Here is a 12,637-nt window from a genome sequence, read left to right as displayed (position 1 = left end):
GGAGCCGACATGCGCGCCCCCTTCAAGCTTCTGGACGCCCAGGCCGCCCTGGGTTTCGTGATCTCCCAGACCACGCACATCGAGCGCCAGGTCAACGAGATCGTCTATCCCGACATCCAGTATCCCGGCCTGGTGCCGGTCGATACTTCCGCCAGCCCCTGGGCCAAGACCGTCACCTACTTCTCCTCGGACAAGTACGGTAAGGCGGACTGGATCAACGGCAACGCGGACGACATCCCGCGCGCCGGTACCGAGCTGACCAAGTTCGAGACCCAGATCCACACCGCCGGCATCGGCTACGGCTACGGTCTCGAAGAGATCAGCCAGGCCGCCATGCTCGGCTACAACCTCGACGGCGAGGATGCCAAGGCCGCGCGCCGGGCCTACGAGGAGATGGTCGACCGTGTCGCGCTCTACGGTGACAGTTCGAAGGGCTTCTCCGGCCTGGTGAATGCGCCGAACGTCACCGCCGGTTCGGTTACCAACGGTAGCTGGGCAACTGCCACGCCGGACAAGATCCTCGCCGACGTGAACAACCAGCTGGCAGGCCAGGCTCAGGGCACGCTGTACACCGCCCTGGCAGACACCCTGCTGCTGCCCCTGGACAGCCTGAACCTGCTGGCGACCCGCATGGTGAGCGACCTGTCCACCGAGACCATCCTCAGCTGGCTGCTGCGCAACAACGTCTACACCGCGCAGACCGGCCAGCCGTTGACCATCCGCGGTCTCCGCGGGCTGGAGAAGGCAGGCGCTGGCGGTACTCGCCGCATGGTGTCCTACCGCCGCGATCCGTCGGTGGTGAAGCTGCACCTGCCGATGCCGCACCGCTTCCTGCCTGTATTCCAGGCCGGTCCGATGCGCTGGGAAATCCCCGGCATCTTCCGCCTCGGCGGTGTGGATGTCCGCCAGCCGCTGCAAGTCCGCTACGCCGACGGCCTGTAAGGAGGTCCCATGCCCGAGATCACCAACACCAGCGGCACGCCGATTGGCCTGCCCGACGGCTCCATCATCCCGCCGAAGCAGACTGCAACGGTGGACAACTGGGACGACTTCAAGGACCGAGCCAACCTGAAGCACTACGTTCAGCAGAGCGTGCTGGTCGTAGCGGCCAGCGCGGGCGGCCAGCCTTCGTCCTCCAACCCGAACCAGGGCGCCGCCGAGACCGAGGAGGACCAGCAGAAGCGCGACCTGCGCGGCAAGCTGGATCTGCTCGGCATCCAGATGCACCCGAACACCGGGCTGGAGAAGCTGCGCAAGGCCCTGGCCGAAGCCGAAGCCGTCAAGTCGCGCACCGACGTCATCGAGGCCCTCAAGGCCAAGGACGTCGAATTCGACGAGACCGCGAGCCTGGACGAGCTGAAAGCCAAGCTGGAAGCCGCCGAGTAACACCCCGGGCGGTTCGCCGCCCATCTATTCGAGATCGACGCCATGGCAGATTCCTACGGCACCCTGCTGGGCGCCGACGCCTACCACGCCGCCCGCGCCAGCACCGGCTGGGCAGGTGACGAGGCCAGCAAGCAGGCCGCACTGCTGCGCGCCTCGGTCTACATCGACGGCCGGTATCGGAAGCGCTACCGCTCCGGCCGCTGGGTGTCGCTGTTCCCCGGCGAGAAAGCGCTGGGCCGCGCCCAGGCGCGCGAGTGGCCACGCACCGGCGCGCAGGACTACAGCGGCAACCCCATCGGCGACGGCGAGGTGCCAGCCGAGGTCGAGCAGGCCACCTACGAGGCCGCCCTGCGCGAGCTGGTGAACCCGGGCAGCCTGAGCCCCGACTTCGTTGCCACCAGCCTGGTCAAGAGCGAGAAGGTCGGCCCGCTGGAAACGACCTATGCGGTACCGGATGCCAGCGCCCCGGGCGCCGCGCCGACCCGCCCGGTGATCACCCTCATCGACGAGATCATCGCGCCGGTGCTGGTCGCCCGGTTCGAGCTGCCCGCCGTGGTGGTCGTGTGACCGAGGCCGAAATCCTCGCCGTCATCGACGGTATGACCCCGGCGCTGCAGCGGGCCTACCTGGAGCAGATCCGCGCCACCGTGGACGCCGCGGTAATCACCGAGGTGGAACAGCTGATCGCACAGCAGGATGACGCGGGGCTAGTGACCCTGCTGTCCCTGGGCGCCTTCGCCGCGTTGCTGGAGGCCGTCCGCGCCGCCTACATCAAAGGCGGGACCCTGGTGGTCATCAAGATGCCCGGCGGGCGAAAGGTGCAGTTCGACCAGCACGCCGAGGCGGCACAGCGTTGGCTCAACCAGAACGCCGCCGACCTGACCAGCACCATCGCCCGGGAGCAGGCCGAGGCAATCCGCGTCACGACCGCTGCCGGCCGCGCCGCCGGGCGCACGCCGCGCCAGATCGCGCTGGACGTCGTCGGCCGCCGCAACGAGCGCACCGGGCGCCGCCAGGGCGGTGTGCTGGGGTTGTCTGCCCCTGAGGCCCAGGCCATCGCCAGTACGCGCGAGCAGCTGCGCAGCGGCGTCGCCGAACGCATGCGCCAGTACCTGGCCAAGGCCGACCGCGACCGGCGCCTGGACGGGATCGTCGAGCGCGCCATCGAGCAGGGCAGGCCGGTGACGGTCATCGATGCCCAGCGCATCACCACGGCCTACGCCGCGGCCAAGGTCGACAGGCACGCGCTGCTGGTGAGCAAGGCCCAGGCGCATGAGGCGCTGAATGCCGGCTTCAACCGGCTGCATGGGCAGCTGCTCGAAGGTCCGGTAAGGCCGGCGTCAGTCGAGAAAATCTGGCGCAACAAGGGCGACCTACGGGTCCGCCATGCCCACGTCACCCTCGGCGGTGTTCGCGTGAGCTTCAACCAGCCGTTCCAGTCGCCCACCGGCGCGCGGCTCAACTACCCCGGCGACAAGACGCTGGGGGCTTCCTGGACCGACCTGGCGAACTGCCGGTGCACGGTCTCGTACCGAGTGACCTGGTGATGACCGATATCCACGACCGCGGCCGGGCCCTGGCCATCCGCATGCTGGCTCCACGATCCAAAGGCGGTAAGGGCCTGAATCTCACCCTGACCAAGCCAGGCCAGAAGGCCTACGACCCTGCCACCAGCACCGTCATGGCCGCGCCCCAGGCCTTCACCGGCTCGGGCCTGCGCGAGAGCTACAAGCAGACCGACATCGACGGCACGCTCATCCACCAGGGCGACGTGAAGCTCCTGGTCTCGCCGGTGCAGGCCGACGGCACCGAGCTACCGGAGCCAGTCACCGGCGACCAGATCCGGTTCGATGGGAAGCTGCTGAAGGTCATCAGCGTCGAGCCTTGGAACTACGCGGGCGTCGCCTGCGGCTACGAGGTCCAGGGGAGGGCGTAGGCCATGGCCAAGACGCACCACATGACGGCGCGCTACGGCGGCCTGGAGGGCGACTTCGTGGCTCAGCTGGAGGAGTTCCAGCTGCAGGCCCTGGCCGCCATCGAGCAGACCCTACGCGACGTCGTCATCCAGATCGGCGAGTCGCTGATCAACCTCAGCCCGGTGGACACCGGCCGGTTCAAGGCGAACTGGCAGCTGACCATTGGCGCCCCGGCGAACAGCAGCCTGATCAGCACCGACAAGGGGGGCGACGACACCATCGCGCGCCTGGTGGCCGCTGCCAATGCCCTGGAGCCCGGGCAGGTGGCTTACCTGGTCAATACCCTGGTCTACGGCATCCCGCTGGAGTATGGCCATAGCCAGAAAGCGCCCCATGGCATGGTCCGGATCACTATCGAGCAATTCCAGCAGATGGTCAAAGAGGCCGCGGAGGCGCACCAGGTATGAATTACGAGAGCGTCGAGGTTCGAACCTATCTGCGTTACGCCCTATGTGAGTGCGGAGGTAGGCTAACTGTTGCTCCGGATGCGCCTATGCGAATGAGTTTGCCCCCTTGGTGGCTTCACCGTTGCCAGGTCTGCGCCGCGGAGCAGTTTCTCCAAGAGAAGTCGCCCGCCCTGGTCACGCAGGAGGCTCCATGAGCCAGAAGCGCATCCGCCAGCTGTTCGAGTCGAGGCTATCGGCCTGGGCCGTTGCCGAGGGCTACCCGGTGGCCTACCAGAACCAGGGTTTCACTCCGCCCGAGAAAGGCATCTACCTGCGCGCCTACCTGCTGCCGGCTCCGACCGGTAGCGACACGCTGGCCGGGGACCACCGTCGGTACCAGGGCGTATTCCAGGTCAGCGTGGTGGTACCGACCGGTGAAGGGCCTGGCCAGGCCGAGGACATCGTCGGCGAGTTGGCGGACCTGTTCCCGCTGTATGACCGCCTGACCAGGGACGCCTTCACCGTGGTGATCATGTCCCCGGTGAGCCAGGGCCCTGAGGTCCCCGAGGCCAGCGCCTTCACCTTGCCGGCCAGCTTCAGCTACCGCGCCGACACCAACTGATTCGCCCGTTGGGCAAACCCGAGACCCGCCCTGTGCGGGTTTCTTCATTTCTGCATGAGGAATAGACCATGGGCTACAAGCTCCCCAACGGCGCCACCTTCCAGATGGCGTCCACCTACGGCCCTGCCGTCGCAATCAGCGCCATCAGCAACGCCAGCGAGGCCATCGCTACCATCGGTTCCGGCGCTGCGATCGCCACGGGCGACATCGTCCTGCTCACCTCCGGCTGGACCCAGCTGAATGGGCGCGTGGCGCGCGTCAAGGCTGTGAACTCCACCGCGGTCACACTGGAAGGTATCGACACCACCAACCCGGCCGGCTTCCCGGCTGGTGGCGGTGTGGGCTCCATGAAGAAGATCACCGCATGGGTGGTCATCCCGCAGATCACCGAGGTGGCCTTCGCCGGCGGCGAACAGCAATACACCGACGTCGTCTTCCTCGAGGACACCCAGGGCCGGCAACTGCCGACCGACAAATCTGCGGCGAGCATGACCCTGACCATCGCGGACGACCCGGTCCAGGCCTGCGTGCCCGTCCTGAAAGCCGCCGATGCGAACCAGCAGGTCGAAGCCGCGCGCCTGAACCTGCCTGGCAATGACGCACTGTTCTACGGCGCGTTCATTTCCTACTCCAAGCAGCCGGTGGTCGCGCGTAGCCAGATCCTGACGCGCACCGTTGGCCTGGCCCTGCAGGCCGAACCCACCCGCTACTCCACCGCTGCTGTCTGAGGCTGATCATGGCGAAGAAATTCTCGATTCAGCAGGCCCCGACCTTCAAGGCTGACGTGTCGCTGCCCCGCGTTGGTGGTGACGTCATGGTGGTCCCGTTCACCTTCCGCTTCCTGGACCGCGTCGAGCTGGCCAAGGTCATCGACGGCTGGAACCAGCAGGAGAAGGATCTGGTGGAAGTTGCCCAGGGCAAGTCGGTCGAGGAGGCCACCCAGCTGGAGGTCGACATGCAGGTCGGCCAGATCCAGCAGGTGGTGGTGGGCTGGGGCTTCGACGACGAGTTCAACGAGGACTCCATCCGCGCGCTGGCGCTGACCTCGGTCAACGCTCCCGCCGCGGTGCTCAGCGCCTATCACCAGGCCTATCGGCCGGCCAAGTCGGGAAACTGAGAGAGGCGGCGCGTGCGCTCTACGGTGGCGCGCCGCCCGAGGCAGCACTCTCGGCCTTCGGCCTATCGGCGGCGATGTTCGAAGAGGACGACGTGGAGGTCTGGCAGCACAACTGGCAGGCCTTCAGCGTGTTCGAGGCGATGTCGACCCAGTGGCGCACTGGCATGGCCGGCGCCAGCGGGCTCGACTATGCCGCGTTACCCGCGGTGATGCGCCTGGTGGGCGTGCCCAAGAAGGATCGCGACCAGGTGTTCCATGACGTTCGCATCATGGAGGCCGAGGCGCTGGCAGTGATGGCGGAGCAGAAACCAGAATGACGAACATCGCCCAACTAGGCATTCGGGTCGAATCGGAGAGCGTCGATACCGCCGCCACTGATCTCGACCGCCTGGTGCAGGTCGGCACCCGCACCAACGCCGAACTCACCGCGCTCAATCTGAAGTCCCGCGAGGCTACGCGCTCCCTGTCCGACATGGCGCAGCGGCAGCGCGAGTCGGCCACGTCGCTGGCGCAGATCGCCAAGGCCGCGGTGACGGTCAATCACGAGCTTCAATCGCTGGGCCTCAAGCAGGCCTATGCCGCCGAGACCATGGGCGACATGGCTCTCTCATCGCGGCAGACCGTTGAACAGCTCCAGCTGCTGAATGCTCAGCAGCAACAGTCCGTGCAGTCGACGGCGAACCTTGGCTCCGCCGTTGATCGGTCGACGGCCGAGTTCCGGGCTGCCGCGGCGTCGCTGCGGGAGATGACGGCGCAGCTGCAGGCCTTGGCGGTCACCGCACCGAAGACCATCCCGCCGCTGAAGTCGCAGAAGGACCAGCTTTCCCAGCTGCTGGGCCAGATTGATCCGACCGTCGCTGCCCTGGATCGTCTGGACGCCCAGCAGCGCAAGCTGCAGAGCTTCAAGGCGAAAGGGCTGATCGATGCCGAGACGTTCGAGCGCTTCAACGGCCAAATCCAGCAGACCCGGGCTGGGCTGAACGACTTCGACTCGGGCCTCACCCGTACCGGCAACACCGCCAAGCAGACCGCCGCGGCGCTGCGCAACGTGCCGGCGCAGTTCACCGACATCGTTGTCAGCCTTCAGGCCGGCCAGGCCCCGCTGACGGTGCTACTGCAACAGGGCGGCCAGCTGAAGGACATGTTCGGCGGCATCGGGCCAGCGGCGAGCGCCCTGGGCGGCTACGTGCTCGGCCTGGTCAATCCGTTTACGGTCGCCGCCGCTGCTGCCGCCGTGCTCACCCTGGCGTATTACCAGGGCAGCGAAGAGGCCACCGCATTCGAGAAGGCGCTAATCCTTTCCGGCTATGCGGCGGGCACCACCGCAGACGAACTGGCAGAGACCGCGAAGCACATCTCCGACGTGGTTGGTACCACCGGCCAGGCAGCCGCGGCCCTTGTGCTGATGGCGCAGAGCGGCAAGATCGCCGCCGAGAACATGGAGCAGATCGGCGTCTCCGCCGTGTCGTTCTCCAAGGCCACCGGCACCGCCATTGAGGACGTGGTCGCGCAGTATGTCGCCCTGGGCAAGGAGCCAGTGGAGGCATCGCGCAAGCTCAATGACCAGTACGGCTACCTGACCGCCGCGGTCTATGAGCAGATCACCGCGCTTGAGGCCCAGGGTGAACGTGAGCAGGCCGCGGCGCTGGCACAGACCGCCCTCGCTGACGCTCAGGATCAGATGGCAAGTCGGGTCCAGGAGAGCCTGGGTTCGCTGCAACGCGGCTGGAACTCCCTGGCCTCTGCTGCCAAGGGCGCCTGGGACGCCATGCTCGGGATCGGCCGGGAGGAGACTCTCCAATCCCGGATCGACAAGCTGTCCAGCTTCATCGAAAAGCGCGCGAAGCTGGGTGGATACGACAACACCGACTACGAGCGGCAACTGGAGGCCCTGAAGGCGCAGCTGGCAACTGAGCAGCAGCGCTCCAAGGAGCAAGGTGATCGGCGCAAGCAGAACGCAGACGCTATCGAGGCCGCGACCAAGGTAAAGGCGCTGACCGATGAGACGCTCAGCAACGAAGAGAAGCGGAACAAGAAGAAGGAGGAATACCTCCGCCTAATCAAGGAGATCCGGCAGGCGAACCCTGATTCGGATTTGGTTAAGCAGGCCAACGTGGACAAGGTCCTGGCCAACATCGACGACAAGTACAAGGACCCGAAGACCCGTACTCGCACGCGCCGCAGCGCCGTCGACCTGACCGACCTCAACGACGAGCAGAACGCCCGGAAGGCCCTGGTTTCCAGCTACGCCAACAGTCAGAAGGAACTGGAGGCCCAGCAGAAGGCTGGGCTGATCACCCAGGAGGCCTACTACCGCCAGCGCGTGGTGCTGATCAACGCCGAGAAGGAGCAGGTGACCGCCGCCTACCAGGGCGAGATCGATGCGCTGGAGCAGGCGAAGGCCCGCAGCACCACCAGCGCCGAGCAGCGGGTCCAGCTCGACCAGAAGATCGCGGATGCCCGCGCCAGCATGGTCAAGGCCCAGAAGGATGCAGACAGTGAGCTGTCGGTCCTGGCGCTGAACGAGCAGGGCCGCCTGAAGAAGCAGGAGGAGTCGGTCCGGACCTATACCGATGCCCTGCAGCAGCAGGTTCGCACGTTGCGCGAACAGGGCCAGCGCTCTGCCGCCACTCTCGGCATGGGTGACCGCCAGCGCTCGCTGTACGACAGCCAGAACGCCATCACCGACCGCATCAACAGCAGTCGGCTGGAGCTGGCCAACCAGTACGGCGACGGCTCGCGCGGGATGAGCATCGAGGAGTATCAGCGCAAGCTGGATGCCCTCAAGGCCACGGAGAACGACCTCCGCGCCACGGTGGTGGCCAACTACGGCGACATGACCGAGGCCCAGGGCAATTGGCGCAGCGGCATGACCGCTGCCTTCGACAACTACCGGGACTCGGCGCGAGATATCGCCGGCCAGACAAAGACGCTGTTCACCAGCGCCTTCAGCTCTATGGAAGACGCGGTAGTGAGTTTCGCCACTACCGGAAAGCTGTCCTTCTCAGGGTTCGCGCGGTCCGTCCTGGCCGACCTGGCGAGGATTGCAGTCCGGTCTGCGAGCAGCCAGGCGCTTTCCGGCCTGCTGAGCATCGCGGGTTCGGTGGCGTCGTCTTACTTCGGTGGCGGCGCCAGTTCGTCAGCGGGTGCCACTCAGGCGGGGTACACCGGTACCGACTTCAGTACCTGGGTAGCGGGGCAGCGCGCCACTGGCGGCCCCGTGTCGGCGGGCTCGCTGTACCAGGTCAACGAGCGCGGTCCGGAGCTCCTGAGCCAGGGTGGCAAGAGCTACCTGATGATGGGCGGGCAGGGCGGCTCCATCACCCCTCTGGGAAACCCGGGCGCTAGCGCTGCGATGGCAGCGCCGTCGATCCAGATCAATACCGAGGTGCACATCGATGCGAATGGCAACGCCACCACAACGACCGACGCCAACGGAGCGGGCGACGCGGGCAAGCAGCTCGGGAAGATGATCAACGACGGCGCGCTCCGCGTCGTGCAGCAGCAGCTCGCCACCGGCGGCGCCATCTGGAGGCTTGTGAATGGCCGTTGAAACCTTCACTTGGCGGCCATTGAGCGGCGCCCAGGGGCAGATCGACCACCGCACCCGGACCTCCCAGTTCGGTGATGGCTACGCCCAGGTAGTCGGCGACGGCCCCAACAACCGCTCACAGTCCTGGCCACTGACGTTCAAGGGGCGTCGCGAAACCATCATCGAGATCCGGGATTTCCTGGATCGACACGCAGGCTACCGTTCGTTCCTCTGGACGCCTCCGCTGGGAAGCATCGGCTTCTACCGGGCCAAGGAGGTGTCCATCTCTCCGGTCGGCGGCGCGGTATATACCCTCACAGCAACCTTCGAGCAGGCGTTCCACCCATGAGTTTGCAGACCCGATATCAACAGCTGGAGCCTGGCGCCGAGATCCGGCTGTTCGAGCTGGACGGTAGCGACTTCGGTGCGGACGTGCTGTATTTCCACGGCCACGCCATCCCGCACACCCCGGAGGAGATTGCCGCAGCGGGCGCCAACGCGGATCAGCTGCCGGCCAAGTCGATCTGGTGGAAGGGCGTCGAGTACGCGGCTTGGCCTGTCCAGCTGGAGGGCATCGAGGCGACCAGCGATGGGACGGCGCCGCGGCCAACGTTCTCGGCGGGCAACGTCTCGGGGCGGATCACCGCCCTGTGCCTTGCCTTCGAGGACCTGCTTCAGTTCCGCCTGGTGCTGCGGGAAACGCTGGTCGAGTACCTGGATGCGCGCAACTTCCCTTCCGGAAACCCGACTGCCGACCCCTCCCAGGAGGTCGTCGAGGTCTGGTACCTGGACCAAAAGACGAGCGAGGACGGCGAGGCGGTGGCCTGGGAGCTGGCATCGCCAGGTGACCTCACCGGCGAGGCCGTGGGCCGGCAGTGCACGACCTTCTGCCACTGGGCCATGACCGGCGGCTACCGTGGGCCGAACTGCGGCTACACCGGGCCTTATCGAGACGAAGACGGCAAGCCGACTGACGACCCGGCTCGGGACGTCTGCGATGGCACGCTCGGGACAGGATGTGTGCCGCGCTTCGGCGAAGGCAATGAGCTACCCCACGGCGGCTTTCCGGCCGTCTCCCTGATCGCCAGGAGCTGATCATGCTGAAGTACATCCTGGCGGCCGTGCAGGCGCACGCTGCCGAGGTCTACCCGCGCGAGTGCTGCGGGTTGGTCATCAAGGACGGGCGCCGCCAGCGGTACCTGCCGTGCGAGAACACCGCGGCCGACCCAGGCGAGGAGTTCCGCATCGCGCCGGAAGCCTACGCTGCTGCCGAGGACCAGGGCGAGATCCTCGCTGTGGTGCATAGTCATCCGGACGCCAGCAGCAGACCCTCGCCGGCGGACGTCGCCATGTGCAACGCCTCCGGCCTCACCTGGTACATCCTGAGCTGGCCGGAGGGCGATCTACGAACCCTGGTGCCTGAAGCAAACGTGCCGCTGCTCAGCCGCTCCTTCGTCCACGGCGTCCAGGACTGCTGGGCGATCTGCGCCGACTGGTACCGGCGGGAGTGGGGCCTTGAGTTTCCAGCCTACAGCCGCACCGATGGCTGGTGGGAGCTGGCCGAGAACGCCAGCCTTTACGAGCAGCACTACGAGGCCGCAGGGTTCTACCCGGTGGACCGGCCGCAGCGCGGCGACATGATCGTGCTGCAGATCGGGCGCACGGCTCATCCGAACCACGCGGGCATCTACCTCGGCACCGACCCTACGCTGCCGGGTGAGCAGGCCCAGGTCTTCGGCCCAGGCCCGTTCTTGCTACACCACCTGCACGGGCGGCCCTCGGAGGTCATCGTCTACGGCGGGAACTGGCACGAGCGGGTGCGGCTGATCCTGCGTCATCGAAGCGCGCCACCGCCGTAGCTGTAGATCAGTGCCAACGCCAAATGCGGACCTTCTGCCGGTAGTTGATGAGTTTTGCTGCTCGGCCTGAGTATCTAATCCATGCGATCTCGAAGAGGTACATCGGTACAGCAGAAACCATCGCGGCGATTGGAGACCGCGCGAGAGGGGCGTCAGTGATTAGAAAGCTCTCTTTCAGGCCCATAGCGATTATCCATAGCCCAAACCACAGCAGGAAAATGATCTGGCTTGTATGGCCTCTACTCACTTCACGGTCAATCCAAACCGAGTCGAATCGATACTTTCGGATCCATCGACGTTCGCGCAGTTCGAAGCGCCTGGTGAGAGCTCTCAGTGATCTGAGAAGGCTGGCATGACTGGTTTTCACGGCTGATTTCAGACGATGAATACCGCGGCCAGTGATCCACACGACAGCCGCGCCGAATAGAGCGGCGGCAGCGTTTTCCCAAAGCCATAACGCGAGTTTGATTGCGAGATTGGTGTCTAGCATGACCATTCCTTGGTGAGCGAGAAGCGAAGTGGTATGACCTGCTTCGGATGCCGGCTTAAGCGCGGTAGCGCAACGTATCGGCAACCATTCTCCTGACTTGAGGGTGTTGGATCTGCCGAGCGGTCCGACAGGTGTGCCTTGTCGTCACCTTCTCTCTGCAGCTGTGCTGCGAGCAGTGCTACTCCTCGTTTGCGCTAGACTCGACGAAAACTAGCCGAGGAAGGCGTTATGCGGTGGATTGTGATGGGACTGGGCGCGCTGACGCTGGCGGGGTGTACAACTTCTGGGCTTTCAGAAAAGGAACCTGCATTTGTCGGGGTCAGCAAGAAATCGCCGGTCCAGTATTCGCGGTGCCTGGCACCGAAGTGGCAGGACTTCAATCCTGGAACAACTTCAGTCGAGACCGAGACAGGTGTTCGGATTTTCGCATCCGCCACTTACAACGGGGTCGTTGCCATGGCAACCGCGGATCAAACGCCCCAGGGAACTCGTGTCGCCGTGCGCTTGCCAGCCCAATGGATACCCGGAACGGGCGGGTGGATAACAGCCGCCCAAAATTGCTTGTAACCAGCCGCCTCCGGGCGGCTTTTTCATACCTGGAGAAACCATGGCATCTGCAGCGCACTACACCCCGGCGACCACCATCAAGCTATCTGGCCCGCTGGCACGTTTGTTCGGTCGCACCCATCGCTATTTCCTGGATCGGGGAACTGCTGAGGAGGCCTTCAGTGCCCTGCGCAATACCCTGGACGGCTTCCGCGAAGCCATCGTCGCCCTAGAACGCCGCGGCTTGGTCTACGCGGTCTTCCGCAATCGTGAGAATGTCGGAGCTGACCGGTTCGAGTTGTGCGGTACCCGGGAGATTCGGATCGTACCGGTGCTGCGCGGTAGCAAGCGAGCAGGTGTGCTGCAGACGGTTGTCGGGGCGGTTTTGATCGTCGCTGGCTTGTTCGTGTCGGGGCTGTCCGGGGGACTCGCTGCACCTATCGGTAGCGCAATGGTATCAGCGGGTATTGGCCTCGTAGCCGGCGGTGTCGTTCAGATGTTAAGCCCCCAAGCTAAGGGTCTCAAAACCAGCGCCGCGCCAGAGAACCAGCCCAGCTACGCCTTCGGCAGCGCCAAGAACACTACCGCCAGCGGAAACCCCGTCCCGATCTGCTACGGCCGTCGGCGCTGGGGCGGCGCCATCATCAGCGCCGGCATCTACGCCGAAGACGCCACCTGATCTGTTCCCCGAACACCGAGCCCGCCCAGTGCGGGCTTTTTCAT

At 65.5% G+C, this 12,637-nt stretch carries 16 protein-coding genes; 15 read left to right on the top strand and 1 reads right to left on the bottom strand.

Annotation, left to right across the window (positions count from 1 at the left end; translation table 11 throughout):
- Positions 1-9: 9 nt before the first annotated feature.
- The 14 genes from DBY63_RS12355 to DBY63_RS12290 all read left to right on the top strand — a co-directional run bounded on the left by DBY63_RS12355 (position 10) and on the right by DBY63_RS12290 (position 10,878).
- A complete protein-coding gene (locus tag DBY63_RS12355; RefSeq protein ID WP_108582086.1) occupies positions 10-942 on the top strand; it encodes a major capsid family protein in 933 nt (310 codons plus the stop codon).
- Positions 943-951: 9 nt separating this feature from the next.
- Positions 952-1,386, top strand: a complete 435-nt coding sequence (locus DBY63_RS12350; RefSeq protein WP_108582087.1) for a hypothetical protein — start codon at positions 952-954, stop codon at positions 1,384-1,386.
- A 42-nt stretch (positions 1,387-1,428) separates the two neighbouring features.
- Positions 1,429-1,953 carry a DnaT-like ssDNA-binding protein gene (locus tag DBY63_RS12345; RefSeq protein WP_108582088.1) on the top strand — a complete coding sequence of 175 codons (525 nt, stop codon included), beginning with the start codon at positions 1,429-1,431 and terminating at the stop codon, positions 1,951-1,953.
- Positions 1,950-2,933, top strand: coding sequence for a hypothetical protein (locus tag DBY63_RS12340; RefSeq protein WP_108582089.1), 984 nt, complete (start codon positions 1,950-1,952; stop codon positions 2,931-2,933). The genes DBY63_RS12345 and DBY63_RS12340 overlap by 4 nt, the downstream gene beginning before the upstream one ends.
- A complete protein-coding gene (locus tag DBY63_RS12335; RefSeq protein WP_108582090.1) occupies positions 2,933-3,322 on the top strand; it encodes a hypothetical protein in 390 nt (129 codons plus the stop codon). Before DBY63_RS12340 ends, DBY63_RS12335 begins: the two co-directional genes overlap by 1 nt.
- Before the next feature lie 3 nt (positions 3,323-3,325).
- Positions 3,326-3,769: an HK97 gp10 family phage protein gene (locus DBY63_RS12330; protein WP_177411448.1), complete on the top strand. Its 444-nt coding sequence runs from the start codon at positions 3,326-3,328 to the stop codon at positions 3,767-3,769.
- A 190-nt stretch (positions 3,770-3,959) separates the two neighbouring features.
- Entirely contained in the window at positions 3,960-4,370 is a 411-nt protein-coding gene (locus tag DBY63_RS12325) for a DUF4128 domain-containing protein (RefSeq protein ID WP_108582091.1), read from the top strand.
- Positions 4,371-4,438: 68 nt separating this feature from the next.
- The gene (locus DBY63_RS12320) at positions 4,439-5,098 is read left to right on the top strand and encodes a phage tail protein (protein WP_108582092.1); all 660 of its coding nucleotides are present in this window, start codon (positions 4,439-4,441) and stop codon (positions 5,096-5,098) included.
- Positions 5,099-5,106: 8 nt separating this feature from the next.
- On the top strand, positions 5,107-5,487 hold the full coding sequence (locus DBY63_RS12315) for a phage tail assembly chaperone (protein WP_108582093.1): 381 nt from the start codon (positions 5,107-5,109) through the stop codon (positions 5,485-5,487).
- 74 nt (positions 5,488-5,561) lie between these two features.
- Entirely contained in the window at positions 5,562-5,804 is a 243-nt protein-coding gene (locus DBY63_RS12310; protein WP_108582094.1) for a DUF1799 domain-containing protein, read from the top strand.
- Positions 5,801-9,040, top strand: a complete 3,240-nt coding sequence (locus DBY63_RS12305; RefSeq protein ID WP_108582095.1) for a phage tail tape measure protein — start codon at positions 5,801-5,803, stop codon at positions 9,038-9,040. The genes DBY63_RS12310 and DBY63_RS12305 overlap by 4 nt, the downstream gene beginning before the upstream one ends.
- On the top strand, positions 9,030-9,368 hold the full coding sequence (locus DBY63_RS12300; RefSeq protein WP_108582096.1) for a phage tail protein: 339 nt from the start codon (positions 9,030-9,032) through the stop codon (positions 9,366-9,368). The genes DBY63_RS12305 and DBY63_RS12300 overlap by 11 nt, the downstream gene beginning before the upstream one ends.
- Positions 9,365-10,114: a phage minor tail protein L gene (locus DBY63_RS12295; RefSeq protein ID WP_108582097.1), complete on the top strand. Its 750-nt coding sequence runs from the start codon at positions 9,365-9,367 to the stop codon at positions 10,112-10,114. Before DBY63_RS12300 ends, DBY63_RS12295 begins: the two co-directional genes overlap by 4 nt.
- Positions 10,115-10,116: 2 nt before the next feature.
- Positions 10,117-10,878: a C40 family peptidase gene (locus tag DBY63_RS12290; protein WP_108582098.1), complete on the top strand. Its 762-nt coding sequence runs from the start codon at positions 10,117-10,119 to the stop codon at positions 10,876-10,878.
- A 7-nt stretch (positions 10,879-10,885) separates the two neighbouring features.
- Here DBY63_RS12290 and DBY63_RS12285 read toward each other — a convergent pair whose 3' ends face one another.
- Positions 10,886-11,368, bottom strand: a complete 483-nt coding sequence (locus tag DBY63_RS12285; RefSeq protein WP_108582099.1) for a hypothetical protein — start codon at positions 11,366-11,368, stop codon at positions 10,886-10,888.
- Between the two features lie 607 nt (positions 11,369-11,975).
- On the opposite strand from DBY63_RS12285, the gene DBY63_RS12275 reads away from it, so the two are divergent.
- Positions 11,976-12,593, top strand: coding sequence for a tail assembly protein (locus DBY63_RS12275; RefSeq protein ID WP_108582101.1), 618 nt, complete (start codon positions 11,976-11,978; stop codon positions 12,591-12,593).
- Positions 12,594-12,637: the final 44 nt, after the last annotated feature.

Origin of the sequence: Pseudomonas sp. RIT411 (assembly GCF_003057735.2) — a bacterium.
GTDB classification, from domain to species: Bacteria; Pseudomonadota; Gammaproteobacteria; order Pseudomonadales; family Pseudomonadaceae; genus Chryseomonas; species Chryseomonas oryzihabitans.
This window is presented reverse-complemented; position numbering and strand designations above follow the sequence as displayed.